General features: G+C 64.2%; 25 protein-coding genes and 1 pseudogene. 16 read left to right on the forward strand and 10 right to left on the reverse strand.

The features are described from left to right. Positions 1–114 precede the first annotated feature (114 nt). The 6 genes from RSO67_RS23455 (at position 115) to lpxK (ending at position 5,628) form a co-directional block, all read left to right on the forward strand. Positions 115–1,515, forward strand: a complete 1,401-nt coding sequence (locus RSO67_RS23455; protein ID WP_315840785.1) for a TldD/PmbA family protein — start codon at positions 115–117, stop codon at positions 1,513–1,515. Next, entirely contained in the window at positions 1,502–2,311 is an 810-nt protein-coding gene (locus RSO67_RS23460; RefSeq protein ID WP_315840786.1) for a 3'(2'),5'-bisphosphate nucleotidase CysQ, read from the forward strand. Before RSO67_RS23455 ends, RSO67_RS23460 begins: the two co-directional genes overlap by 14 nt. 61 nt (positions 2,312–2,372) lie before the next feature. Next, positions 2,373–2,618, forward strand: coding sequence for a DUF4170 domain-containing protein (locus tag RSO67_RS23465; protein ID WP_315840787.1), 246 nt, complete (start codon positions 2,373–2,375; stop codon positions 2,616–2,618). Further along, the gene (locus RSO67_RS23470) at positions 2,615–3,328 is read left to right on the forward strand and encodes a lysophospholipid acyltransferase family protein (RefSeq protein ID WP_315840788.1); all 714 of its coding nucleotides are present in this window, start codon (positions 2,615–2,617) and stop codon (positions 3,326–3,328) included. The genes RSO67_RS23465 and RSO67_RS23470 overlap by 4 nt, the downstream gene beginning before the upstream one ends. Further along, positions 3,321–4,625 carry a 3-deoxy-D-manno-octulosonic acid transferase gene (locus RSO67_RS23475; protein WP_315840789.1) on the forward strand — a complete coding sequence of 435 codons (1,305 nt, stop codon included), beginning with the start codon at positions 3,321–3,323 and terminating at the stop codon, positions 4,623–4,625. Before RSO67_RS23470 ends, RSO67_RS23475 begins: the two co-directional genes overlap by 8 nt. Next, positions 4,618–5,628: a tetraacyldisaccharide 4'-kinase gene (lpxK, locus tag RSO67_RS23480; protein WP_315840790.1), complete on the forward strand. Its 1,011-nt coding sequence runs from the start codon at positions 4,618–4,620 to the stop codon at positions 5,626–5,628. Before RSO67_RS23475 ends, lpxK begins: the two co-directional genes overlap by 8 nt. A 38-nt stretch (positions 5,629–5,666) precedes the next feature. On the opposite strand, the gene RSO67_RS23485 is transcribed toward lpxK, so the two are convergent. Beyond that, positions 5,667–5,894, reverse strand: a complete 228-nt coding sequence (locus RSO67_RS23485; RefSeq protein ID WP_089261889.1) for a DUF2093 domain-containing protein — start codon at positions 5,892–5,894, stop codon at positions 5,667–5,669. Between the two features lie 120 nt (positions 5,895–6,014). Beyond that, positions 6,015–7,616, reverse strand: a complete 1,602-nt coding sequence (gene xseA, locus RSO67_RS23490; protein ID WP_315840791.1) for an exodeoxyribonuclease VII large subunit — start codon at positions 7,614–7,616, stop codon at positions 6,015–6,017. Between the two features lie 122 nt (positions 7,617–7,738). On the opposite strand from xseA, the gene RSO67_RS23495 reads away from it, so the two are divergent. From RSO67_RS23495 to RSO67_RS23520, 6 genes are all read left to right on the forward strand, one after another. After that, a complete protein-coding gene (locus tag RSO67_RS23495; protein ID WP_315840792.1) occupies positions 7,739–8,725 on the forward strand; it encodes an alpha/beta fold hydrolase in 987 nt (328 codons plus the stop codon). A 4-nt stretch (positions 8,726–8,729) separates the two neighbouring features. Then, a complete protein-coding gene (locus RSO67_RS23500) occupies positions 8,730–9,281 on the forward strand; it encodes a hypothetical protein (protein WP_315840793.1) in 552 nt (183 codons plus the stop codon). 1 nt (position 9,282) lies between these two features. Beyond that, on the forward strand, positions 9,283–9,585 hold the full coding sequence (locus RSO67_RS23505; protein WP_315840794.1) for a transcriptional regulator: 303 nt from the start codon (positions 9,283–9,285) through the stop codon (positions 9,583–9,585). A 35-nt stretch (positions 9,586–9,620) separates the two neighbouring features. Beyond that, on the forward strand, positions 9,621–10,124 hold the full coding sequence (locus RSO67_RS23510) for a DUF6622 family protein (protein ID WP_315840795.1): 504 nt from the start codon (positions 9,621–9,623) through the stop codon (positions 10,122–10,124). Positions 10,125–10,226: 102 nt separating this feature from the next. Next, on the forward strand, positions 10,227–11,510 hold the full coding sequence (gene purD, locus RSO67_RS23515) for a phosphoribosylamine--glycine ligase (protein WP_184513747.1): 1,284 nt from the start codon (positions 10,227–10,229) through the stop codon (positions 11,508–11,510). 68 nt (positions 11,511–11,578) lie between these two features. Continuing rightward, positions 11,579–11,833 (forward strand): DUF6894 family protein, encoded by a 255-nt coding sequence (locus RSO67_RS23520; RefSeq protein ID WP_315840796.1) that lies wholly within the window; start codon positions 11,579–11,581, stop codon positions 11,831–11,833. On the opposite strand, the pseudogene RSO67_RS23525 reads toward RSO67_RS23520, so the two are convergent. After that, positions 11,804–12,231 (reverse strand): annotated as a pseudogene (locus RSO67_RS23525) (nucleoside deaminase). The gene RSO67_RS23520 and the pseudogene RSO67_RS23525 sit on opposite strands and share 30 nt — an antisense overlap. A 178-nt stretch (positions 12,232–12,409) precedes the next feature. On the opposite strand from RSO67_RS23525, the gene RSO67_RS23530 reads away from it, so the two are divergent. Genes RSO67_RS23530 through RSO67_RS23540 form a run of 3 tightly spaced genes read left to right on the forward strand, consistent with a single transcriptional unit; the run spans position 12,410 to position 15,675 of the window. Beyond that, positions 12,410–14,704, forward strand: coding sequence for a pseudouridine synthase (locus RSO67_RS23530; RefSeq protein WP_315840797.1), 2,295 nt, complete (start codon positions 12,410–12,412; stop codon positions 14,702–14,704). Between the two features lie 3 nt (positions 14,705–14,707). After that, positions 14,708–15,262: a 16S rRNA (guanine(966)-N(2))-methyltransferase RsmD gene (rsmD, locus tag RSO67_RS23535; protein WP_315840798.1), complete on the forward strand. Its 555-nt coding sequence runs from the start codon at positions 14,708–14,710 to the stop codon at positions 15,260–15,262. 23 nt (positions 15,263–15,285) lie between these two features. Next, positions 15,286–15,675, forward strand: coding sequence for a VOC family protein (locus tag RSO67_RS23540; protein ID WP_315840799.1), 390 nt, complete (start codon positions 15,286–15,288; stop codon positions 15,673–15,675). 126 nt (positions 15,676–15,801) lie between these two features. On the opposite strand, the gene mutL is transcribed toward RSO67_RS23540, so the two are convergent. From mutL to arfB, 3 genes are all read right to left on the reverse strand, one after another. After that, positions 15,802–17,622 (reverse strand): DNA mismatch repair endonuclease MutL, encoded by a 1,821-nt coding sequence (mutL, locus tag RSO67_RS23545; RefSeq protein WP_315840800.1) that lies wholly within the window; start codon positions 17,620–17,622, stop codon positions 15,802–15,804. A 168-nt stretch (positions 17,623–17,790) separates the two neighbouring features. Continuing rightward, positions 17,791–18,186, reverse strand: coding sequence for a VOC family protein (locus RSO67_RS23550; RefSeq protein WP_315840801.1), 396 nt, complete (start codon positions 18,184–18,186; stop codon positions 17,791–17,793). Positions 18,187–18,233: 47 nt separating this feature from the next. Beyond that, positions 18,234–18,650 (reverse strand): alternative ribosome rescue aminoacyl-tRNA hydrolase ArfB, encoded by a 417-nt coding sequence (gene arfB / locus RSO67_RS23555; RefSeq protein WP_093759989.1) that lies wholly within the window; start codon positions 18,648–18,650, stop codon positions 18,234–18,236. Between the two features lie 155 nt (positions 18,651–18,805). Here arfB and RSO67_RS23560 point away from each other — a divergent pair, with 155 nt between their 5' ends. Then, positions 18,806–19,489: an ROK family protein gene (locus RSO67_RS23560; protein WP_315840802.1), complete on the forward strand. Its 684-nt coding sequence runs from the start codon at positions 18,806–18,808 to the stop codon at positions 19,487–19,489. On the opposite strand, the gene RSO67_RS23565 is transcribed toward RSO67_RS23560, so the two are convergent. The 4 genes from RSO67_RS23565 to RSO67_RS23580 all read right to left on the reverse strand — a co-directional run bounded on the left by RSO67_RS23565 (position 19,486) and on the right by RSO67_RS23580 (position 24,002). Next, a complete protein-coding gene (locus RSO67_RS23565; protein ID WP_315840803.1) occupies positions 19,486–20,388 on the reverse strand; it encodes a 2-dehydropantoate 2-reductase in 903 nt (300 codons plus the stop codon). The genes RSO67_RS23560 and RSO67_RS23565 overlap by 4 nt on opposite strands. A 9-nt stretch (positions 20,389–20,397) precedes the next feature. Beyond that, on the reverse strand, positions 20,398–21,759 hold the full coding sequence (locus tag RSO67_RS23570; protein ID WP_410001912.1) for a M16 family metallopeptidase: 1,362 nt from the start codon (positions 21,757–21,759) through the stop codon (positions 20,398–20,400). Positions 21,760–21,761: 2 nt separating this feature from the next. Further along, on the reverse strand, positions 21,762–23,159 hold the full coding sequence (locus RSO67_RS23575) for a pitrilysin family protein (RefSeq protein ID WP_315840804.1): 1,398 nt from the start codon (positions 23,157–23,159) through the stop codon (positions 21,762–21,764). Positions 23,160–23,288: 129 nt separating this feature from the next. Next, a complete protein-coding gene (locus RSO67_RS23580) occupies positions 23,289–24,002 on the reverse strand; it encodes a hypothetical protein (RefSeq protein ID WP_315840805.1) in 714 nt (237 codons plus the stop codon). Between the last annotated feature and the right edge of the window lie 95 nt (positions 24,003–24,097).

A 24,097-nucleotide genomic window follows, 5' to 3' on the forward strand; every position in this document is an offset into this window, starting at 1 on the left:
TCCTTTTCGGCACGGCAAATGCTTGAAGTCCCTGCGAAATAGGCACATCTCTAACAGCGGCCATCACCGCTTCGGACCGGTCGAAAATCGTCTCTCAACGTTGGGATTTTGTTCGTGAATTCTTCACCAAACGCGTCGTCGTCCGCCTCCACGAAATCCGACAATTCCGATCTGCTCGACCAGTCCGCGCTTTCGGTGCTGGCACAGCGTCTCGTCGAGGCTGCAAGGAAGGCCGGCGCGGATGCCGCGGATGCGGTCGCGGTGCGCGGCGTGTCGCATGGCGTCGAAGTGCGTGACGGCAAGGTCGAAGCCTCCGAACGTTCCGAAGGCGACGACATGGGATTGCGCGTATTCGTTGGCCGACGTCAGGCGGTGATCTCCACCAATGACATGTCCGGCGACAATGTCGCGCAACTGGCCGAGCGTGCTGTCGCGATGGCACGCGTCGCACCTGATGATCAATATGTCGGCCTTGCCGATCCAGCGCTGCTTGCGCGCGACTTTGCAAATCTCGATCTGCTCGATCCCGTCGTGCCGTCGGTGAGCGAACTCGAACGCCGCGCAGTGGAAGCCGAAGCGGCGGCACTCGCGGTGAAGGGCGTGACCAAGTCGGGCGGTGCATCGGCCTCGACCGGCATCGGCGGCATGGTGCTGGTGACCTCCACCGGCTTTCACGGCTCCTATCTGCGCTCCAGCCAGGGCGTGTCGATGACAGCCATCGTCGGCGACGGCACCAAGATGGAGCGCGACTACGCCTTCACCTCGGCGCTCCATGCATCCGACCTGGAGTCGCCGGCCAGCGTCGGCAAACTCGCGGGCGAGCGTACGGTGGCGCGGGCCAATCCGCGCAAAGTGCCGACCTGCAAGGTGCCGGTGGTGTACGATCCGCGCGTCTCGAACTCGCTGGTCGGTCACGTCATCGGTGCCGCCAATGGCGCGTCCGTCGCGCGCAAGACCACGTTTCTCAAGGACAGTCTCGGCAAGCAGCTGTTCAGCAGCAATATCCGCATCATCGATGATCCACTGCGCGTGCGCGGCCTGCGCTCGCAGTCCTTCGATGCCGAAGGCGTTGCGACAAAGCAGCAGGCCATCATCGATGGCGGCGTGCTGACCACCTGGCTGCTGGATTGCGCCACCGCGCGCGAACTCGGCATGACCACGACAGGCCACGCGCATCGCGGCGTGTCGTCGTCACCATCACCCGGCGCGTATAACCTGCACATGGAAGCAGGCGACGTGAGCCCCGAAGTCCTGATCGCCGATATCAAGGAAGGTTTTTACGTCACCGATCTGATCGGCTCCGGCGTCAATGGCGTGACCGGCGACTACAGCCGCGGCGCCGGCGGATTCTGGATCGAGAACGGCAAGCTGACTTACGCCGTCAGCGAGATCACCATCGCCGGGCATCTGTTCGAGATCTTCAAGTCGATGACGCCTGCGAACGACCTCACTTTCAAATACGGCGTCAACGCGCCGACCGTGCGCGTCGAGGGACTGACGATTGCCGGACGCTGATCTCGATACAGACAAACGGCTCGCGCACGATGTTGCCCTGATGGCGGACACAGTGCGGGCGGCCGGCGAGCTCGGCCTCGCAATGTTCGGTACAGAACTCAGGAAATGGACCAAGGGCGAATCCTCACCCGTCTCCGAAGCGGATATCGCCCTCAACGATCTGATCGAGAAGCGGCTTCGCGCCGCGACGCCGGATTATGGCTGGCTTTCGGAGGAGAGTGCCGATGACGAATCTCGTCTCGGCAAGCGCCTGACCTGGATCATCGATCCCATCGACGGCACGCGCAGCTATCTCGCCGGTCGCGAGGACTGGTGTGTCTGTGTCGCGCTGGTCGAGGATGCCCGGCCGGTGATGGCCGCGGTATTTGCGCCATCCACAGATGAATTTTTTCTGGCGATCCGCGGGCAGGGCACCACCTGCAATGGCGTTCCGGTTCGGGCCACGACCGGTTCCGCGATGGACTTTTCGCGCGTGGCGGGCCCGAAACCTCTGGTCGAGCGGATGGTCCATCCCCGGCAGGACATCACGCTTTATCCGCGAATCGGCTCACTGGCGCTGCGATTGTGCTGGATCGCCAATGGCCGGCTGGATGCGGCCTTTGCCGGGGGGCAGAGCCGGGACTGGGATCTGGCCGCCGCAGATTTGATCGTGCACGAAGCGAATGGTAGGATGACCGAGCTTTCGGGCGATCCCATCCTCTATAATCGCCGGGAAGTCACGCACGGGTTGCTGGTGGCAGCGGGGGCCGATCGCCATGCTTACATCGTCGAGCAATTCCAGAACCGCCGGGTTTAACCGGCTGCACCACTATCTTTGACTTATCGGATCGCAGCCGGCGGCTGCAGGAACAGGATTCATGTCGGACACACCACAGCAACTGCTTCATCTGGTTATTGGCGGCGAACTCACCGATCTGAAGGGGACAACCTTCAAGGATCTCAGCCAGGTTGAAGTGGTGGGCGTTTATCCGAATTACGCGTCGGCGTTCGTGGCCTGGAAGGCGAAGGCGCAAATGACCGTCGATAACGCCCATATGCGTTATTTCATCGTCCATCTCCATCGGTTGCTCGATCCTGGCCAAGACGCGAAGCCGGCCGCTTGAAACGACTGCTCCGAAACACGCTGCGCAGCAGCTGGGTTCAGCGCGCCGCGGGGTTTCTCGCGGCCGAATTTTTGCGTCTGGTCTGGAAGACCAACAAGTTCACCTTCGATCCCGTCGATGTCTATGACATTGTCGAGCCGCAGATGCCGGTCATTCTGGCGTTCTGGCATGGCCAGCACTTCATGACGCCGTTCATCCGGCAGAAGGACTATCGCGGTGCCGTGCTGATCTCGAAGCATCGCGACGGTGAGTTCAATGCGCTGGCTGCCGAGCGCCTTGGCATCGCCACCGTTCGCGGCTCCGGCGATCATGGCGGCGCGTTTCACCGCAAGGGCGGTGTTGGTGCGTTCAAGGAAATGGTGCGGGTGCTGGAGCGCGGTATCAATATGGCGCTGACCGCCGACGTGCCGAAGCGCTCGCGTGTCGCCGGCATGGGCATCATCATGCTGGCACGCGAAAGCGGCCGGCCCATCATGCCGTTTGCCATGGCCACCAGCCGCTACGTCCAGCTCAACAACTGGGACCGCACGACGATCAATCTGCCTTTCGGTCGCGGTGTGCTGGTCGGCGGCGAACCGCTGAGCGTTCCTGCCGATGCCGACGCTGCCACGATGGAGGCGCTGCGCCTGCAGCTCGAGGCCACGCTGAACGAGGCCACGCAGCGCGCTTATGACGCGGTAGGTCGGCCGGAAGGTGCGCGTCGTGCCTAACGCGCTGCCGATCACGCTGCGCGCCTATCGCAGATTGTCGGCGGCGCTGACGCCGCTTGCGCCTGTCCTGATCAAGCAACGGTTGAAGAACAACAAGGAAGATCCTGCGCGCCTCGACGAACGTCGCGGCATCTCGCAGATCGAGCGCCCCGCCGGGCCGCTGGTCTGGATTCACGGCGCCAGCGTCGGCGAGGTGCTGGCGGCAGCAGCGCTGATCGAGCGGCTGCGCGCGCTGGGCATGCGCATTCTGCTGACGTCGGGCACAGTGACGTCGGCGGAGATCATCGCCAAGCGGTTCCCGACCGATATCATCCATCAATACATACCCTATGATTCACCGCGCTTCGTGGCGCGCTTCCTCGATCACTGGAAGCCGAGCCTGGCCCTGTTCATCGAGAGCGATCTCTGGCCGAACCTCATCATCTCCGCCGCCAAGCGCCGGCTGCCGATGGTGCTGATCAATGCGCGCATGTCGCAGCGCTCATTCCCGCGCTGGCAGAAATTTTCGGCGACCATCGGCGCGTTGCTCGGCCGTTTCGAGATCTGCCTGGCGCAGTCCGAAACTGACGCCGAGCGCTTCAGCGCATTGGGGTCACGCAGCGTCGTCGTCACGGGCAATCTGAAGCTCGATGTGCAGGCGCCGCCCAGCGACGCCGTGAAGCTGGACAAGCTCATGGCGGTGACGCGCGGTCGCCCCATCATCGTCGCATCGTCGACGCATCCCGGCGAAGAGGAGATCATCCTCGAGACTCACAAAACGCTGACCAGCTTCTTCCCGAAATTGCTGACGGTCATCGTGCCGCGCCACGCCCATCGCGGAGCGGATATCGCGCAGATGATCACTGTGGCAGGTGCGCAGGTTGCGTTGCGCTCGCGCGAGGAATTGCCGCATGCAGGCGCCGATATTTACGTGGCCGACACCATGGGCGAACTCGGCCTGTTCTATCGCCTGTCACCGGTGGTGTTCATGGGCGGTTCGCTGGTGCCGCATGGCGGGCAGAATCCGATTGAAGCCGTGAAGCTCGGTGCGTCCGTGGTGCATGGCCCGCACGTCTTCAATTTCACCGATGTCTATGAAGCACTCGACGGCGCGGGCGGCGCGAAGCTCGCCGACTCCTCGGAGCAAATGGTGAAACAGCTCGGCCAGATGCTCGGCAACGAGGCGGCGCGCGATGCCGCGATCGAGGCCGGGCACCGCGTGGTTGAACGGCTTGGCGGTGCGCTCGACCGTACGCTGCATGCGCTGGAGCCTTATTTGATGCAGCTTCGGCTCGAAGCGGGAGCGCAGGATGCGTGAGCCGGCGTTCTGGCGGCCGCCATCGACATGGTTGTCGCGTCTGCTGATGCCGCTTGGCGCCATCTATGGCGAAGTCGCAGGTAGCCGCATGGCGCGCAAGGGCGTCGATGTCGGCATTCCCGTTCTTTGTGTCGGCAATTATCACGTCGGCGGCGCCGGAAAGACGCCGACTACTTTGGCACTGGTGCACGTGCTGCGCGATCTCGGCGAGACGCCGGTGGTGCTCAGTCGCGGTTATGGCGGCAGACTGCGTGGACCGGTGAAAGTCGATCCGTCGAGACATGTGGCAGCAGATGTCGGCGACGAACCGCTGATGATGGCACGGCAGGTGCCGGTGGTGATTTCCGGGGATCGCGTTGCGGGCGCAGCGCTGGCGCGCTCGACCGGCGCGAGCGTGATCGTGATGGATGACGGCTTCCAGAATCCGGCCATCGTCAAGGACGCGTCGTTCATTGTGATCGACAGCAATCGCGGTCTCGGCAACGGGCGCGTGCTGCCCGCGGGACCTTTGCGCGCGCCGCTCGATCTGCAGATCGCACGCACCGATGTGCTCGTGGTGATTGGCGATGGTGTTGCGGCTACGGGCGTGGCGGCGCTGGTCGCGGGCAAAGGTGGTCCGGTGTTGACGGCGCGCCTCGTGCCGGACGAGGCGTCAGTGGCGGCCCTGCGCGGCAAGCGCGTGCTGGCCTTTGCGGGAATCGGCGATCCCCAACGCTTCTTCCGCACGTTGCGTCATGCAGGTGTGGACGTGGCTGTGGAGAAGGCCTTCGCCGATCATCATCCGTATACGTCCGGTGAGATCGATGCGCTGGTCCTGCAAGCGAAGCGTGATGGGCTCACTCTGGTGACGACGGAGAAGGATGTCGTCAAGCTCAGCAGCATGTCGGCTGCGGCGGAGATCGTGCCATTCGCCGTCACGCTGGCCTTCGAGGACAAGACGGCGCTGCAGGCTTTCGTGATCGAGAAGCTCAATGAGGCGCGGGTGAAATCACTCAAAAGGTAGGCTGGGTTTCGCGAAGACGCTCTACCCATCCTACGGCCTTACTTCTGACCCTTCACGGCGTCCGGATAATGCCGCGCCAGCACCGCATTCGGCACCGCATAGGCTTCCTGCCGATCCACGCTCCAGTATTTCAGCTCGTCCAGCGGAATGCGCTCGCCCGTGATGGCGCAAGTCACATAGGTGCCGGGCGACACCACGCGGAAATCGCCGTCGAGATATTGCAACTGGGCTTCGCCGTGGCCCGAGGGGCCAAATTTGTTCAGCACGGCTGTCTCCTGGATCGTCACTAAGTCGTCTCGCCGGATCGGTCACCGGCCCTGAATGTCGTCATCTCGTAGCATAAATAGGGCCGCAGCGTCGCCCAATAAAGGCGGCCTGCGCAACCTCTAGAACAGGCTGCCCTGATCGATTTTCGGCGCCTTTTTCGGCGCGGCCGGCGCCGCAGGCTTGGCCTCGCGCGGAGCAGGTGCCGTGCGGTCGCCATCGGCAGTCACGCTGACGCGGCCATCGGCGAATTCGATGCTCAGGCGCGCGCCGGTTCCGATATTGGCGGCGGCATGCAGCGCCGCGCCTTGCTCGTCGCGCACCAGCGCGAAGCCGCGGGCCAGCACGCTGCGATAGGAGAGGGCACCGAGCAACTGGCTCGACGCCTGTACGCGCGCCTGCTGGCGCTGCACCAGTGTCGTCAATGCACGGCGCGCGCGCTCAGTGAGGCGCAGAGCGCGCTCCCGATCGCGCGTGATGGCATTGCGCTGCGCCTGCGCATTGGCGAGCTTGGAGGCCTTCAATCGTGCTTCAAGGCCAGTGAAACGATCGCGGCGCTGCCGAAGCAATGCACGCGCGGAGAGGCTCAGGCGTTCGCCCGATACCGTCAGCCGCTGCGTAGCATGGGCGATCTGTGCGCGCAGCACGCGCAGCGTCAGCCCCGCGCTGGCCTGCGCGAAGCGGCGATGATGCGCGTGTGTATTTGCTTTCAGAGCGCGCGGCAGCGATGCGGTTGCGCCATCGAGACGCTGGCGCGGGATGGCGAGCAATTCGCTGAGATCCGGCAGAGCACGCGCTGCGGCGCGTAGTTCGTTGCGGCGGGATTCCTGTCCGCGCTGCCAGCACAGCATCATGCGGCGCTCGAAGCCGGATATCTCCACCATTAGTTCGGCGCGCACGGGCACCGCCATTTCGGCGGCCGCTGTCGGCGTCGGCGCGCGTTTGTCGGCGGCGAAATCGATCAGTGTGATATCGGTCTCGTGGCCGACCGCCGAGATCAGCGGGATCATGCTCTCGGCCGCGGCTCGCACCACGATCTCTTCGTTGAACGACCACAGGTCTTCCAGCGAGCCGCCGCCGCGCGCGACGATGAGCAGATCCGGCCGCGGAATCGTGCCGCCCACCGGCAGCGCATTGAAGCCATGGATGGCGGCGGCGACCTGTTCGGCCGAGCCTTCGCCCTGGACCTTGACGGGCCAGACCAGCACGCGGCGCGGGAAGCGGTCTTCCAGCCGATGCAGGATGTCGCGAATGACAGCGCCCGTCGGCGACGTCACCACGCCGATCACTTCCGGCAGCCACGGCAGCAGCTGCTTGCGTGCTTCGTCGAACAGGCCTTCCGCGCCAAGCTTGCGCTTGCGCTCCTCCATCAGCGCCATCAGCGCGCCGACGCCGGCGGGTTCGATGGCCTCGATGACGATCTGGTATTTCGACGAGCCGGGATAGGTGGTCAGCTTGCCGGTGGCGATGACTTCCAGGCCTTCCTGCGGCTTGAACCGCATCCGGCCATGGACACCCTTCCAGATCACCGCCTCGATCTTGGCGCTCTCGTCCTTGAGCGAGAAATAGCAGTGGCCGGAGGAATGCGGCCCGCGAAAACCCGAGATTTCGCCGCGCACCCGCACGTTCCCGTAAGTGTCTTCCACCGTCCGTTTCAGGGCTGAGGACAGCTCGGAGACGGTGAATTCGGGGGAATTGGTGAGGGGGGCGGCGGCTTTGGGCATCGAATCTCGGCTTTCAGGATCGTCGCAAAGTAGGGATGTCGGTCGCAAAACGCCAATCGGATATTGATCTGCAGATAACTCTGTAATACAGAGTTATCTGCATTCAGAGAATGGCGGGTATTATGGCGTCGATATTGACCTTCGCGGTCCGTGGCATCGTTTGGCTCCTTGCTGCAGCGGGCCTGGTGGCTCTGGTGCTGGCTGGCATGATTGCGGTGCCGGTCTCCAGACCCAAGGCACTGGCCTCCATTGCGGACACGGCGCGCAGTGCGTATCGCGGGGACGTTCCGCCGCTGCAGTATTTCCAGGCGAGAGACGGCTCGAATCTGGCCTACCGGCGCTACACGCCATCCGGACCGTCCGTGAACCGTGCCGCACTGCTCATTCACGGCTCGTCGGGATCGAGCATAGCGGTGCACGCTCTCGCAAAAGCGCTTGCCGCGCGGGGTGTCGAAAGCATCGCTCCCGACATGCGCGGCCATGGCGCATCCGGGACCCGCGGCGATATCGCCTATCTCGGACAGCTCGACGATGATCTTGCAGATCTCGTCGGCCATTTGCGCGGGCAGGGGCTGGCGTCGCCACTGACGCTCGCCGGGCATTCGTCGGGCGGCGGGTTCGCGCTGCGCGTCGCGGGGTCCGTCAATCAGGGGCTTTTCGCACGCACGGTTCTGCTGTCACCCTATCTCGGCCTGAAGTCGCCATCCACACGCGAGAACGCAGGTGGATGGGCCAGTCCGAGTGTGCCGCGCATCATCGCGCTCAGTGTGCTGCAGTCGTTCGGGGTGACATGCTGTTCGCAGCTCCCGGTGGTTGCTTTTGCCGTGCAACCGGGGTCGACACGCATTCTGAGTTCCGAATATTCGTTTCGGCTGCTGCAGAATTTCGGCACGCATCGCGACTACCGCCTGGATCTCGATCCGGCGAATGGGCCCATATCGGTCATCGCCGGGCGCAATGACGAGCTGATGTTCGCCGACAAATATCGCGAGGCGATGCAGTCGAAAGCCAATATCGACGTGCGCGTCCTCGACGACGCAAATCATATGGACGTCGTCAGCACGGCAAGTTTCGTCGCCGTCGTGGCCGATGATCTCGCAACGAGGTGACACCGTGATCAACAGCCAGGAAGCCAGTGCTGCGTTGATGGAGATCGAGAGCCTCAGTCGGCTGGTCCGGCAGTCGGTGTTCTATCGGCACGCCAGTACGATGCTCATTCTATGGGGCGTTGCGACTTTTATCGGTTATCTGCTCTCGTTCTTCGCGCCTGCTGCGGCTCCCGTCATCTGGTCGGTCGTCATTGTCGCGGGTGTCATCTGCGCGATCAGCATCGGGGCCCTCAACAAGAAGCGCGAAGGTGTCAGCACCTTCGATGCCCGCGCAACGGCAGCGTTTATCGCCTTCGTGGCTTTCGGCTGTCTGTGGAGCATCGTTTTCGGGAACATGGCGCCGCGGCAGATCGCAGCGTTCTGGACGACTTACTTCATGTTGCCTTACGTGATGACAGGGTTTTGGTTCGGCCGCGTCTTCGTCGTGATCGGCATGAGCGTGATCGCGCTGACACTGCTCGGTTACTTCTTCGCCGGACCGTGGTTCACGCTCTGGATGGCTGTCGTCAATGGCGGCGGCCTGTTGCTCGGCGGCCTCTGGATGCGGCGCAACTGACATGGCAGAGCTCGACGACATCATCCATCAGCCTCTGCGGCTCAAGATCATGGCCGCGTTGAACGCGCTGCATCCGGCACAAGGGCTGGATTTCCCGCGCTTGAAGAAACTGACCGGCGCCACCGATGGCAATCTCGGCGCGCATATCGAGACACTGGCGAAAGCCGGTTATGTCAGCGTCGAGAAAGCGTTCGTCGGCAAGAAGCCGCAGACAACGGTGACGGCCACCGCCGTCGGGCGCGGCGCCTTCGCGCGGCACGTCGCCACCTTGCGTGAGATCATCGCAACTGCGGAAGGCAAGTAGAGCAAAGCAAGTAACGTAAAGCTCTGGAGATTGTCATGGACATCGCGTGGCGCATTCTGACCAACACACCGATCTGGGTGTTCGCGTTGCTCGCACTGCTGATCTGGCTCGGAAGCCTGTCGCTCCGGCCGCGAAAGACACAGCTGCGCCGTTTGCTGATCGTTCCGATGGTGTTTCTCCTGATGGGGCTGTCGCGGCTGATCTTTGCCGGCGGCCAATTGCATCTGATCGGGGCATGGCTGGCAGCGGCAATCGTGATGGCGGCCGTCGCTCTGTGGGTCGGTCCCGGCGAGATGACCGTCGATCGGCAGGACGGCACCATTCTGCGCCCCGGGAGCTGGCTGCCGCTGATCCGCAACCTGTCGGTCTTCCTCCTGCAATATGCCGTGGCGGTCGCAACCGCGATGAAGCTGGGTTCGGGTGCTGCCGTCCCGCTCATCGGGCAATTGGTGTCGGGGGCGTGCGCCGGCTATTTCCTTGGCTGGACGGTGGGTTTGATCCGCCGCTATCGCGCGGAAACAAATGTCGCCGTCGCTTGAGGGTTGGCCGCTTGGCCGGTTGATTACTCAGACCACTGATTGCTGTCCCGACGCGCCGTGCTAAACGATGGGCGTGTTTGATTGCAATTGGTCTGGCTGGTTATGAACATTCTCCTCCTCGGTTCCGGTGGTCGCGAACACGCGCTGGCGTGGAAACTCGCCGCGTCTCCGCTGCTGACCAAGCTCTGGTGCGCGCCAGGTAATGCCGGCATCGCCCGGGAGGCCGAATGCGTGGCGGTGGATATCACCGACCATGCGGCCGTGATTGATTTCTGCAAGGTGAACAAGGTCGATTTCGTCGTGGTCGGCCCGGATGCCCCGATAGCGGCGGGCATCGTCGACGATCTTGCTGCCGTCGGCATCAAGGCATTCGGACCCAGTAAAGCCGCCGGCCAACTGGAAAGCTCGAAGAGCTTCACCAAGGAACTATGCCGGGCCAACAACATCCCGACTGCGGCCTACGGGCATTTCCATGATGCAGAGTCTGCCAAGGCCTATATCCGGGCCCAGGGCGCACCGATCGTGGTCAAGGCCGATGGCCTCGCCGCTGGCAAGGGCGTTGTGGTGGCGATGTCTGAAGCCGAGGCGCTGGACGCGGTCGACATGATGTTCGATGGCGGCTTCGGCGAGGCCGGTGCGGAAGTCGTGATCGAGGAGTTCATGCAGGGCGAGGAAGCCTCGTTCTTCGCGCTGTGCGATGGCGAGCACGCGTTGGCGCTGGCAACTGCGCAGGACCACAAGCGCGCCTTTGACGGCGACAAGGGCCCGAACACAGGTGGCATGGGCGCCTATTCGCCGGCGCCTGTTATGACCGAGGCGCTCTGCGCGCAGGTGATGGACGAGATGATCATGCCGACCCTGCGCGCGCTCAGCGCCATGGGGACGCCCTATAAGGGCGTGATCTATGCCGGCGTCATGGTGACCGAGCAAGGGCCTAAACTCGTCGAATACAATGCCCGGTTCGGCGATCCGGAGTGTCAGGTGTTGATGGTCCGTATGATGTCGGATCTGCTGCCGGCGCTGATTGCGTGCTGTGACGGGCAACTCAAGAATTTCGATCTGCGCTGGTTCCCGGATCCGGCGCTGACGGTGGTGATGGCCACGAAGGGCTATCCCGGCGACTACGACAAGGGCACGCGCATCGCCGGCTTGGACCGGGCCGAGAAGATCGAGGGTGTCGAGATTTTCCATGCCGGCACCAAGGCATCCGGCGACTGGATTCTCGCCAATGGCGGGCGTGTCCTTAACGTGACGGCCTCCGCCAAGACCGTCGCTGAGGCCCAGCGCCGCGCCTATGAGGCCATCGGCCTGATCAACTGGCCGGAAGGTTTCTGCCGCCGCGATATCGGCTGGCAGGCGGTGGCGCGGGAGCGCAAAGGCAAGTAACGGTATTCGGGTGACCCTCTCGGGGAACCGAAGGTTGTGGAACGCGTTGATGGGGCTGTGAGGTACCCATGGCGCACTATTACTTCGACCTCAAGAACGGCACGACACAGCGCGACCATGCTGGTCGGGAGCTGCGCAGTGACGCCGAAGCGATTGCACAGGCTTATGTGATCGCCGACGAAGTCAGCGCCCGGCCGGCGACGCATCAGGACCATGAGCGCCACATCTGCGTCATCCACGAAGACGGACACGAAGTGACCCGCGTTCCCGTTAGCTTGGCTGTCAGCAAAGCCTCAGCGCCGCGCTCTAAAAAACTCTCGTAACAGCGCGGCGGACTGGGTTTCGCCCACGGACGGATAGACCTCCGGCGCGTGGTGGCAGGTAGGCGAAGCGAAGAAGCGCACGCCGGAATCGACCCCGCCCCCTTGGGATCGGCTGCGCCGTAATACAGCCGCCGGATCCGGGCGAAGGAGATCGCGCCCGCGCACATGGTGCAGGGCTCCAGGGTCACATACAGGTCGCAGTCAACCAGCCGCTCGCTGCCGAGCCTGGCGGCGGCCTCCCGGATCGCCAGGACTTCGGCATGGGCGGTCGGGTCGCGGTCCCGGAGGGTGCGGTTGCCGGCCGTGGCGATCACCTCGTTATTCCCTACGATGACGCAGCCGATGGGGACTTCGCCGGCATTTCCGGCGTTTTCGGCCGCTTTCAGCGCCAGATCCATGAAAGAAGGTGCGGTCAACGGCTCGTTTCCTGCGCAAAACTCTGCTACGGAGTTGCATTCAGCAAAAGTGGATACTGGTTTTGCGTGAGAATGCGCCCCAATGAGCGCGCATTTTCGGCCCGCGAACCCTGTCCGCACCGCTCAACCCAATTCAGCTTCCGCTGCAGTGAGACCCTTCATGCCCCGCGACAACGACAAAAACAACGGCCCCTCGCGCGGCCGGCCACCCGGTGGCAAAGGCGGAGCCGGCAAGGGCCGCTCCGGCGCCGCACGTGGACCCGACAAGAAATTCGCCAAGCGCGACGGCACATATGCCCCGAAGCCGCCCGGTGCTGGTGGCGGCGAGAAGCGGTCTTTCGGTGGCAAGCCTTCTGGCGGCAAATCTTTTGGCGCCAAGCCTTTTGGAGCAAAGCCTTACGCGGGCAAGCGTGATGACGACCGCGCGCCGCGCCGCGATCGTGACGACGCGCGTCCGGCCCGCTTCAACCGCGACGACCGTCCCGCGCGCAGCGGTGGCGGCGATCGTCCCGATCGCGGTCCGCGCAAGGATTTCGGCGATCGCGAGAAGCGTCCGTATTCCCCGCGCGCCGGTGGCGGCGACAAACGTCCCTACAGCCCGCGCGGAGAAGCACCGCGCGGCGACCGTCCGAATTTCAACAGGGATGACCGCGCCCCGCGTGGTGATCGCGGCGATGCGCGTCCGGCCGGACGTTTCTCCGACAAGAAGTTCGGTGAGCGGAAGCCCTACGCGACGCGCGATGGCGGCGGTGAGAAACGCCCCTATACGCCGCGCGGCGAAGGTTTCCGCGGCGGCGATGGTGACCGTCCGCGTCCGCGCTTTGATCGCCCGCAGGGTGATCGCAACGATCGTCCGCAAGGCGATCGTCCGTTCAGCCCGCGCCCCTCGCGCGACGGTGATCGTCCGCGCGGCGACCGGCCCTTCAGCGCCGAGAAGAAGTTCGGCGGCGACAAGAAATTCTCCCGTGGTGCGCCGGATCGCGGCGGCCCGCGCAAGAGCTTTGGCGATCGTCCGGATCGCGGTGATCGCAACGATCGCGGTGGGCGTGATTTCGAGCGCGGCCCTGATCGCAGCGAGCAGAAACCCTGGCAGAAGCGCGAAGGCGGTTCGGATGATCGTGGCAGCCGCAGCGCGCGTCCGGCGCGCGATGGTGCGCGCAATTTCGATCGGCCGAAATTCGACAGGCCAAAATTCGAGCGTTCGCGTGACGACCGGCCGGAGCGTGGCGACAGCGAGCGTCCGCGTTTCTCGCGTCCGCGTGAAGATCGTCCGAGCTTCGATCGTCCGCGCGAGCCGCGTGGCCGCACCGACTGGCAGGAGCATGGTCGCAGCGAGAGCCGCGACAGTGATGAGCGTCCGCGTCGTGAGAACGAGGACGACAGCAGAATCTTTGCGAAGCGTCCCGCCTTTGGTGGCCGTGGCGAGTATCGCGAACGCGATCCGGAAGCGCGCCGCCCGGCGCGCGTTCCCGCGGCCAAGAAGGCCGGCGAGCGTATCGCCAAGGTCGTGTCGCGCGCGGGCCTGTGCTCGCGCCGTGATGCCGAGGAATGGGTCACGCAGGGCCGCGTCGCCGTCAACGGCCGCGTCATCAACTCGCCGGCGCTCGATGTCTCGACCAACGACGTCATCACCGTCGATGGCAAGCCGTTGCCGGCGCCGGAGCGCACGCGTCTGTTTCTTTACCACAAGCCGCGCGGCCTGATGACGACCCATGCCGATCCCGAGGGACGGCCGACGGTGTTCGATCATCTGCCCGAAGGCCTGCCGCGCCTGATCTCCATCGGCCGGCTCGATTTCAACACCGAAGGCCTGCTGCTGCTGACCAATGACGGCGGCCTCGCGCGGACGCTGGAACTGCCGGAGACCGGCTGGCTGCGGCGCTATCGCGTGCGTGCCCATGGCGAAGTCACGCAGGCGCAGCTCAACGAGCTCAAGAACGGCGTCGAGGTCGACGGCGTCAAATATGGCTCGATCGATGCGACGCTGGAGCGCGACAAGAGCGCCAATGTCTGGATCGTGTTCGCGATCCGCGAAGGCAAGAACCGCGAAGTACGTAACGTGCTGGCGCATCTCGGTCTCGAGGTGAATCGCCTGATCCGCATTTCCTACGGTCCGTTCCAGCTCGGCGAGATCGAGGAAGGCCAGGTCGACGAGGTGAAGACCCGCGTGCTGCGCGAGCAGCTCGGCGAGAAGATCGCTGAAGCGTCGGGTGCCGATTTCGGCCGCCAACTGCCGAGCAAGGGCGACGTCTCACTCGATCCGGTGATCGTGAAGAAGCCGGTTCTGAAGCGCTCCACGGTGGAAGACCGCAAGGGCCGTCGCATTCTCGTGCAGCGCGCCGGCTCGGAAGAGTCGCGTGCCCGCAATGAAGACGCGGCCACCTTCGGCGGCCCGCCGAAGAAGCCGAAGCGCGGCTATCACGGTAAGCGCGATCTGAAGCCGCGGGACGCGTAAGCCATGCGTGTCGTCGGTGGCCGGCTGAAGGGCCGCAACATCGCGTCGCCCACGACGCAGGCGATCCGTCCCACGGCGGATCGATTGCGCGAGTCGTTGTTCAACATCCTGATCCACGCTTACGAAAGTCCGATCGAGGACGCGCGCGTGCTCGATCTGTTTGCCGGCACTGGCGCGCTCGGCATCGAGGCCGTATCGCGCGGCGCCAAGTTCACGCTGTTCGTCGATAACGGTTCCGAGGCGCGCGCCTTGCTCCGCAACAATGTCGAGGCGCTGGGTCTCGGCGGCGTGACCAAAGTGTATCGCCGCGATGCCGCCGATCTCGGCCCCGCCCATCCGGTCGAGCCGTTCTCGCTGGTGTTCCTCGACCCGCCCTATCGCATGAAGCTCGCCGAAAAGGCGCTGGCCTCGCTGCGCGATGGTGGCTGGCTGACGCCGGGCGCTTTGCTGGTGGTGGAAGAGGCGAAGGATGCTGCCTTTGCGGCGCCCGACGGGTTTGAAGAACTCGAGCGCCGCGCCTATGACGATACCGAGTTTACGTTTCTGCGATCATTGTAAGAAGACGTCAAAAGGAGCCGCCGATGTCTGCGATCGAATACACTTGGGATCATGTCCATATCCGCACGCCGGACACCGAAGCGACTGCGCAGTGGTTTGCCGACATGCTCGGCGCCGAGATCCTGCGTGCGCCTGGCCGTATCGATATCAGGCTTGGCGGCGGCATGATTTTTCTTGCACCGGTGACGCCGGAGATGGGCGTCAACCCGCCGCCGGCCACGCCCTATCAGGGCCTCGATCATTTCGGTCTGCAGGTGAAGGACATCGATGCGGTGGCTGCGTCGCTGAAGGCCAAGGGCGTGGAGTTCACCAAGGAGCCCCATACGCTGAAGCCCGGCCTGCGCATCTGCTTCATCCGCGCGCCGCAGGGCGTGTCGATCGAGCTGCTCGAGCGCGACCCGAAATATAAGTGAGCTAAGCGCCGACCTCTCAGCTGTCATTGCGAGGAGCGAAGCGACGAAGCAATCCAGAAGCCAAAAGCGTAGACTGGGTTGCTTCGTCGCAAGGGCTCCTCGCAATGACGTGGAGAGGACAGATACCTACCGTCGCCCGAACAGCTTCTCGATATCGCTGAGCTTCAGCTCGACATAAGTCGGCCGGCCGTGATTGCACTGGCCGGAATTCGGCGTGTCTTCCATCTCGCGCAGCAGCGCGTTCATTTCCTCGGGCCGCAGCCGCCGGCCTGAGCGGACCGAGCCGTGACAGGCCATGGTCGCCGCCACATGCAGCAGCCGGCGCTCCAGCGGCAGCGCCTCGTCCCATTCGGCCATGTGTTCGGCAAGATCGCGCAGCAGCGACGCCGCATTGGTCTTGCCGAGCAGCGACGGCGTCTCGCGGACGGCAATGGCGCCGGGGCCGAAACTGTCGATGGCGAGACCATAGCTTGCGAGTTCTTCGGCGCGGTCGAACAGTTTCTCCACGATGGCCTCGTCCATTTCGACGATCTCGGGGATCAGCAGGATCTGCCGCTGCACCCCATTCGCGGCCAGCGATGCCTTCAGCCGCTCATAGACGATGCGCTCGTGCGCGGCGTGCTGATCGACCACGATCATGCCGTCGCGTGTCTGCGCGATGATGTAGTTCTCGTGCACCTGTGCGCGGGCCGCGCCGAGCGGCCGGTCGATCAGATCGGTCTGCGGCGCTTCCTCGAAACGCACATCGGCTGATGGCGTGCCGACATCGAAGGCCGCCTGGCCGGGTTCGGCGAGCGCAGCCGAGCCATCGAATGCCGGCATCGGGCTCACCGGAAAAGCAGGTGATCGCTTCCAGTCCCAGTTCGCATTCGTGCGCGGCGCGAAATTGGGTGCGAAGTTGGGGCGGAACGAGTCCAGCACGGCGCCGTCGCTGTTGGCCGCGGTGCGGCGTCCTTCGCGGGCGAGGCCTTCCTTCAGGGCATGCACGATCAGCCCACGGACCAGCCCGGCATTGCGGAAACGCACTTCGGTCTTGGCCGGATGCACATTGGCATCGACCTCCTGCGGGTCGAGCGTGACGAACAGCGCGACGATTGGATGGCGGTCGCGGGGCAGATAGTCGGAATAGGCTGCGCGCACCGCACCGATGATCAGCTTGTCGCGGACCGGACGGCCATTGACGAACAGATACTGCCCGAGCGCATTGGCGCGGGTCAGCGATGGCGCGGCGGCAAAACCTTCGACCACCACACCTTCGCGTTCGCTGCGCACTTCGATGGCGCTGAGGCGAAACTCAGGCCCGAGAATGTCGCCAAGCCGCGTCAACTGTCCGGCCGGACCGGGCAGCGCAGCCGCCCATGTCACCGGCGCGCGTTCCTCGCCGGCCATGGTGAAGGCGATGTCCGGCCGCGCCATGGCGAGACGGCGCACGACTTCGCGGATCGCTTCGGCCTCGGTGCGGTCGGTCTTGAGAAATTTCAGCCGGGCAGGGGTCGCGTAGAACAGATCGCTGACCTCGACGCGGGTGCCCTGCGACAGTGCGGCGGGCGTGATGTCAGACTTCTCGCCGCCATCGACGGTGCGCGACCAGGCATGTGGTTCGCTCGCGTGGCGTGTGGTGATGCTGAGCCGCGCGACAGACCCGATGGAGGGCAGCGCTTCGCCGCGAAAGCCAAGGGTGCGGATCTGCAGCAGGTCCTCGTCGTCGAGCTTCGAGGTGGCGTGGCGGTCCACTGCGAGGGTGAGATCGGCATGGGTCATGCCGCCGCCGTCATCTGTGATGGCGATCTTCCGCCGTCCGCCGCCATCGGTGAAGATCTCGACCCTGGAGGCGCCGGCATCGATGGCATTCTCCACCAGCTCCTTCACCACGCTGGCCGGCCGCTCCACCACCTCGCCGGCGGCGATGCGGTTGACGATGGTTTCTGGGAGCTGGCGAACGGGCATGGATCTCGGGGCGTGGTGACGGGTCGAGGATATGTAGGGAACCTGAAGCGCCATTCTATGGCCCCGGGCGCCTGATGTCCCCGCCGCAGCCCGCTTTTCCCCGGTTCTGGCTTTTTGTTTGACGCGTTTTCCTGACGCGAACCGGTATCCACTTCGCTTGAGAACGCTTTACGCGAATCGGCCGCCCTTCTGGATCACCTCGATCTTGTAGCCGTCGGGGTCGGTGGCGAAGAAGAATTGCGCCAGCGTGCGGCCCTCATGCTTGAAATCACGCAGCGGTCCGGGGGCGAGATGTTCGCGCTCGAACCGGGCATGCTCAGCGGCCACGTCGTCCACCACGACGGCGAGATGGCCGTAACCGTCACCCAGCACATAGGGCTCGCTTCGATCGAAATTCACCGTCAGCTCCAGCTCGAATGGCGAGGAGGGATGGCGCAGATAGATCAGCGCAAAGTCGGGAAATGCGATGCGCTCGGCAATCTCCAGCCCGAAGGCGCGCTTGTAGAAGTCCAATGACCGCGCTTCGTCGAGCACGCGGATCATGGAGTGAACGGGTTTGGCCATCGGGAAATTCCTGGAAAAGTGGTCTGGCTTGTTGTGTGGGGTGCCGCTCAGTCGTCGAAACGCCCGCCGCGGCCGGCCTTGACGTCGCTGCGGCGCTTCTTGCCGTCGAGGCGGCGCATCTTCGAGCCCAGCGTCGGTTTGGTGGCCCGCCGCGGCGCCTGCCGGAAGGCGGCTTCCTGCATCAGCTCCACCAGCCGCTCGATGGCGTCGGCCTTGTTGCGCTCCTGGGTGCGGAAGCGCTGGGCGTGGATCACGATCACGCCGTCCTTGGTCATGCGCTGTCCGGCGAGCGTGCGCAGCCGGATCGCGGTATCCTCCGGCAGCGTCAGCTTGCGGCTGTCGAAGCGCAATTGCGCGGCGGTCGAGACCTTGTTGACGTTCTGCCCGCCGGGTCCGGACGCGCGGACGAAGACGATATCGATATCGTCTTCGTCGATGGCGATGGAGCGGGTGATCCGGAGCAGCATTCTGTCTCCGTAGCACAGGATACCGCGTTTTGCTTGGTGCCCCCGTGCGCTTGATCGCAGATCGCAAAGATATGCCCGGGACATGGCGGCAATGCTGGAACTGGCGCCCTGCCGAGGCTTATCGTTGCACCATCAGTCAATCCGGACGTCTCATGACCAAGACCCCCCGCAATATTCTCACCATCGATATCGGCGGTACCCATGTGAAGGTGATGACCAGCCATGAAGGGATCAAACGCGAATTCGAATCCGGTCCGGACCTGTCCGCGAAGGAAATGGTGCGCAAGGTCAAGGCGCTGACCAAAGACTGGCGCTATGACGTCGTCTCAGCCGGCTATCCCGGCCCGGTGGCCGGCAATCGTCCGCTCAAGGAGCCACACAATCTCGGCACGGGCTGGAAGGGTTTCGATTTCGAACGGGCATTCCGCAAGCCCACGAAGCTTGTGAACGACGCCATGATGCAAGCGGTCGGCAGCTATGATGGCGGCCGGATGCTGTTTCTCGGTCTCGGCACCGGACTGGGTGCGGCCATGATCATCGATGGCGTGTTGGAGCCGATGGAGCTGGGCCATCTGCCGTATTGCCACAAGACATTCGAGGATTATGTCGGCGCGGCCGGCCTCAAGCTATTGGGCAAGAAGAAGTGGTGCCACCGCGTGGCCGAGGTCATTGCCGATCTCACGGCAGCGCTTGAGCCCGATTATACGGTGCTCGGTGGTGGCAATGTGGAGATGCTCGACAAACTCCCGCGCAAGACCCGGCGCGGCGACAACGCGAATGCGTTCAAAGGCGGCTTCCGGCTCTGGGATCCACCGAAGCCAGTGAAGCGCCGCTAGGCGCGCCGCGATCCGCTGCGCTCGACCAGCTTCACCATGACCTGCAGCGCATGGTTGGTCGGCGTCGGAATGCCGTGCTCGGCGCCTTTCCGGACAATGAAGCCGTTGAGGAAGTCGATTTCCGATGGCTTGCCGCGGGCGAGATCCTGCGATGTCGAGGATTGCTGAAGCGGCATGCTGGCCGCGAGGGCGAGCGTCTTGTCCAGGAGGTCGGCGGGAAGCGATACGCCGCAGGCGCGCGCCACCGCCAGGCACTCGGTCACGGCATCGGTCACGATATCAGGCACGCCCTGGACCTTGAACATCTCGCCATAGGCAATCCCGGCCACCGCCGAGAGCGCGTTATAGGCGCAGTTGTTGATGAGCTTCGACCACTGCACCGCGTCGATGTCGTCGGCGACGGTGGCCGGCACGCCGGCGTCGCACAGTAGCTTCGCCAGAGCGTCGCTCTCGGGCGATGCGCCGATGATCAGCTCGCCACGGCCATTGTGCTTCACATGACCGGCACCCGGCATCTCGGCGGCCACATAGACGGCTGCAGCGATCACCGGCTGGCTGAGGATGGCGCGCAGGCGCTGGGGATTGTCGACGCCGTTCTGCAGGCTCAGCACGATGGAGTTGGGCTTGAGCACAGGCTTCAGCGCTGTTGCCGAGCTGTCGGTATCGCCGGACTTCACGGCGAACAGAACGAGGTCCGGCGGTGCGAGATCGGCAATCTGCGTCACCGCCTTCGCCGGAATGAAACCGTCGAACTCGGCGCTCTCGAACCGAAGGCCGCGTGCATTGATGGCATCGACATGGATCTGGCGCCCGACCAATGTCACGTCGTGGCCGGCACGCAGCAGCTTGGCGCCGTAGTAGCAGCCAACCGCGCCGGCACCGATCACCGCGATCCGCACGTCGGCGCCTCAGTTGGCCTTTGGCGCCGGGACCACCGGCGTTGCGGCCGCTTGCGGCGCGCGTCCGACGACCACCGTGAGGAGCCCGTCCGCCCACAGCTTCTTGGCTGCAGCCTTGGCCTGATCCAGTGTCACGGCATCGACCACGGCATTGCGCTTCTCGATGTAATCGATCGGCAGCTTGTCGAGCTGGTATTGCAGCAGAGCGCTGGCCAGTTTCGACGAGGTGTCGAGCGCCAACATCTGCGAGCCCTTGAGATAGGATTTGGCCTCGTCCAGCTCGCGCTGGGTCGGACCCTGCTCGGCCATGCGTTTCACTTCGCTGGTCACGGTATCGACCGTCTCGGTGGCGCGGTCGGCGCGAGTCGCGGTGCTGCCGATATAGATGCCGGAATGCTGCATCCACAGCAGCGAGCCACTGACGGAATAGACCAGGCCGCGCTTCTCGCGCACTTCGTGATACAGTCGCGACGACAGTGTGCCGCCGCCGAGGATGTGATTGACGATATAGGCGGCCATGAAGTTCGGATCGTCGCGTTTGACGCCGGGGCTGCCGAAGGTGATGACCGTCTGCGGTACGTCCAGCGTCACGGATTCCTTCTGCGGAGGCTTGGCCGCTGTGACTTCCGGGACCGGCGTCAACGTGGCCTTGGCGGGCAGGCCACCGAAGGTCTTGTCCAGCAGTGTCGCGAGCGTGTCGGGATCGACGTCGCCGACCACGGCAATCTTCAGCGTGTCCTTCGCGACGATGCGTTGCTTGTAGGCCTTGATGTCGTCGACGTTGATGGTCGGCACGTCGGTCAGGCTGCCATTGGATGGTCGGCTGTAGGGATGGTCGCCGAACGCCATCTGCAGAAACTTGCGCGTCGCCAGCGAATTCGGGTTCGAGGTTTCGCGGCGCAGGCCGGACATGATCTGCGCGCGGATGCGCTCGACATCGGGGGCGTCGAAGCGTGGCGACGTCAAAGCGAGCCGGGCGAGGTCGAACGCCTCGTCACGATGCTCTTTCAGCATGCGCAGCGAGCCACGCAGGTAATCGCGTTGGGCGTTGAAGTTGAGCTCGATGGCGCGGCGTTCCATGCGATCGCGGAAGGTCGTGGAATCGAGATCGCCCGCGCCTTCGTCCATCAGGCTGGCCACCATGTTGGCGGTGCCGGATTTATCCTTCGGATCCTGTGCCGCGCCGCCGCCGAACGCATATTCCATCGCGATCAGGGGAACGGTTGCATCCTGCACGAACCAGGCTTCGATTCCGCCTGGCGTCACGAGCCGCTGCACCTTGGCGGCGGCGAAAGATGGCGTCACCGTCAGGGTAACGAGTGAGAAGGCGGTGGCGACGGCTATGCCGAGGCGGCCGGCGTTGAAGATGATGCTCACGACCGCTTCTCCTCGCGCTTCGGCGCAGATGTATCCTTGATCAGATAGCCGGTGACCGAGCGCTTCTTGTCGAGCCAGGTCTGTGCGGCTGCGCGCACCTGCTCGGCGGTGACTGCCTTGATGCGGTCGGGCCAGCTACGGATGTCCTCGACGCTGAGGCCCGTGGTGAGTGCCGCGCCGTACCAGCGCGCCAGTGAGGCCTGGCTGTCCTGCGCATAGGTGGCTTCGGCGACGAGCTGCGTCTTGACGCGTTCGAGGTCGGCAGCCGGCACCGGGTTGGTTGCGAGGTCGGCGATCACGGCGTCGATGGTCTTTTCGATATCGGCGAATTCGGCACCCGGCTTCGGCGAAGCTGAAATCAGAAACTGTGCGCTGTCGAGGGCCGTGCCCTGGTAGCTGGCACCGGCATTGATCGCGAGCTGTTTGTCGATGACGAGGGCGCGGTAGAGATATGAGTTCGCGCCGCCGCCGATCAACTGGCCGAGCACATCGAGCGCCTGGCTCTCGCCGGCCGCAGCGGTGGTGGCCGATGGCACCAGATAATAGCGGCGCAGGCTTGTCTGTTCGACACGCGGATCGGCGAGCGTCACCGTGCGCGGCGCGGCGGGCGTCGGCTCCTGTGGGCGCATGCGGCGTTCGGGGATCGCCGGCTGCGCCGGGACCACGCCATAGGTGCGCTCCACCATCGGGCGGATCTCCTGCGGGTCGACATCGCCGGCGATGATCAGCGTCGCATTGTTGGGGGCGTAGAAGCGCTTGTAGAAGGCGAGCGCATCCTCGCGGTCGAGCTTCTCGATCTCCTGATGCCAGCCAATGATCGGGCGGCCATAGGGATGGTTGAGATAGAGCGCGGCCATGATCTGCTCCGACAGCCGGGCATCCGGGCTGTTGGCGACGCGCATGTTGTATTCTTCCAGCACGACGTCGCGCTCGGGCAGCACGTTCTCATCCTTCAGCACGAGACCGGTCATGCGATCGGCCTCGAATTCCATCATCTTGCCGAGCTGGTCCTTGCTGATGCGCTGGTAGTAGCCGGTATAGTCGGTCGAGGTGAAAGCGTTCTCCTCGCCGCCGACGCGCTGCACGGTCTGCGAGAATTCACCGACCGGATGTTTCGCGGTGCCCTTGAACATCAGATGTTCGAGGAAATGTGCGAGGCCGGACTTGCCGGGCGTCTCGTCGGCGGAGCCGACCTTGTACCAGATCATCTGCGTCACGACGGGCGTGCGGTGATCCTCGATCACCACAACCTGCATGCCGTTATCGAGCTTGAACGTGGTTGGCGGCTTCGCCGTCACCGTCTGTGCGCGGGCGCCCGATATCGCAAGGGCGGGAGCCAGCAGCAAAGTGACGACTGCGACGGATCGTGCGGCAAGTCGGAATGATGAGGTCATGGCGGGGCTAACAGCTCCAAAGCATGGGGAAAGGCGTGACCAAGCCATCGCGCGGGACACATCCGCGCGTACTAGCTGATCGCAGTGAAAGGACGTCTTTGGAATGGCGGCGCAAAGGGAGCGCTGCGATCAGAACTTACCCGTCATCGGGTTCACGTTGTAATCGTTCTTCATGACTTCCTTCGGCCCGGTGCCATAGGCATAGCCCGAGGCAGGCGTCTGGTAGCCGGCCGGCGGCTGGGTCAGCGACTCGCGTGTCGGCTCGCCCTTGAACTCGGCGGTCTCACCCTTGTTGCTGCCGAACATGTTCTTGAACAGGCCGCCTTCATAGCCGAGCTGTTTCGGGCTCAGCACGATGTTCTTGTTCGGATCGCCCGGCGAGGAATTGTCCACGGCAGCAGACGCGCCGCGTGCGCGCTTCGGCGCCATTTCGCGCGGGGTCAATGGCCGCGCGGCTTCCAGGACTTCTTCAGGGCGTCCGGTCTTCGCGGCAGCGGCAGCCGCGCGGCGCTGCTGCACGTCCGGATCCTTCGGCCAGTTCGCGACAGGAGCAGGGCCCCTGGCATCCGGCGGCGGCAGGTCGATCTTCGGCGGGACCACCAGCGGCGAGCGCTCGCGGTAGTCGATGCCGGTGTTTTCCATGTTGGTGCCACCGAGGCCAGTCATGATCTGCTTGATCACTTTCTGTTCGACGGTGGAGTCATCGTCATCGTCATCGGCCGCGCGTACAGCGCCTGCCGACATCACGAGACCAACGCTAAGGGCAACGGCGGTAAGGCGCAGGGCGCGCGTCCAGGCGCCCGATGAAGTGTGCAGAGCCCAACCGGTTTCGGTCTCGCGCATCGTGTTCATCCTGTTCAAATATCTGGCGGATCGGCAAGAATCCGAAGAATCTTGGTGCGGTTCCGCTGGTATCGCCCTTGGCCTTGCGTATCGGC

Source organism: Tardiphaga sp. 709 (assembly GCF_032401055.1).
GTDB lineage: Bacteria > Pseudomonadota > Alphaproteobacteria > Rhizobiales > Xanthobacteraceae > Tardiphaga.

Coding starts and splice junctions, on each gene's coding strand:
- RSO67_RS23465 (WP_315840787.1), top strand. CDS start 2,373: ATGTCGGACACACCACAGCAACTGCTTCATCTGGTTATTGGCGGCGAA.
- lpxK (WP_315840790.1), top strand. CDS start 4,618: ATGCGTGAGCCGGCGTTCTGGCGGCCGCCATCGACATGGTTGTCGCGT.
- xseA (WP_315840791.1), bottom strand. CDS start 7,616: ATGCCCAAAGCCGCCGCCCCCCTCACCAATTCCCCCGAATTCACCGTC.
- RSO67_RS23495 (WP_315840792.1), top strand. CDS start 7,739: ATGGCGTCGATATTGACCTTCGCGGTCCGTGGCATCGTTTGGCTCCTT.
- RSO67_RS23505 (WP_315840794.1), top strand. CDS start 9,283: ATGGCAGAGCTCGACGACATCATCCATCAGCCTCTGCGGCTCAAGATC.
- RSO67_RS23510 (WP_315840795.1), top strand. CDS start 9,621: ATGGACATCGCGTGGCGCATTCTGACCAACACACCGATCTGGGTGTTC.
- purD (WP_184513747.1), top strand. CDS start 10,227: ATGAACATTCTCCTCCTCGGTTCCGGTGGTCGCGAACACGCGCTGGCG.
- RSO67_RS23520 (WP_315840796.1), top strand. CDS start 11,579: ATGGCGCACTATTACTTCGACCTCAAGAACGGCACGACACAGCGCGAC.
- RSO67_RS23530 (WP_315840797.1), top strand. CDS start 12,410: ATGCCCCGCGACAACGACAAAAACAACGGCCCCTCGCGCGGCCGGCCA.
- rsmD (WP_315840798.1), top strand. CDS start 14,708: ATGCGTGTCGTCGGTGGCCGGCTGAAGGGCCGCAACATCGCGTCGCCC.
- RSO67_RS23540 (WP_315840799.1), top strand. CDS start 15,286: ATGTCTGCGATCGAATACACTTGGGATCATGTCCATATCCGCACGCCG.
- mutL (WP_315840800.1), bottom strand. CDS start 17,622: ATGCCCGTTCGCCAGCTCCCAGAAACCATCGTCAACCGCATCGCCGCC.
- RSO67_RS23550 (WP_315840801.1), bottom strand. CDS start 18,186: ATGGCCAAACCCGTTCACTCCATGATCCGCGTGCTCGACGAAGCGCGG.
- RSO67_RS23560 (WP_315840802.1), top strand. CDS start 18,806: ATGACCAAGACCCCCCGCAATATTCTCACCATCGATATCGGCGGTACC.
- RSO67_RS23575 (WP_315840804.1), bottom strand. CDS start 23,159: ATGACCTCATCATTCCGACTTGCCGCACGATCCGTCGCAGTCGTCACT.
- RSO67_RS23580 (WP_315840805.1), bottom strand. CDS start 24,002: ATGCGCGAGACCGAAACCGGTTGGGCTCTGCACACTTCATCGGGCGCC.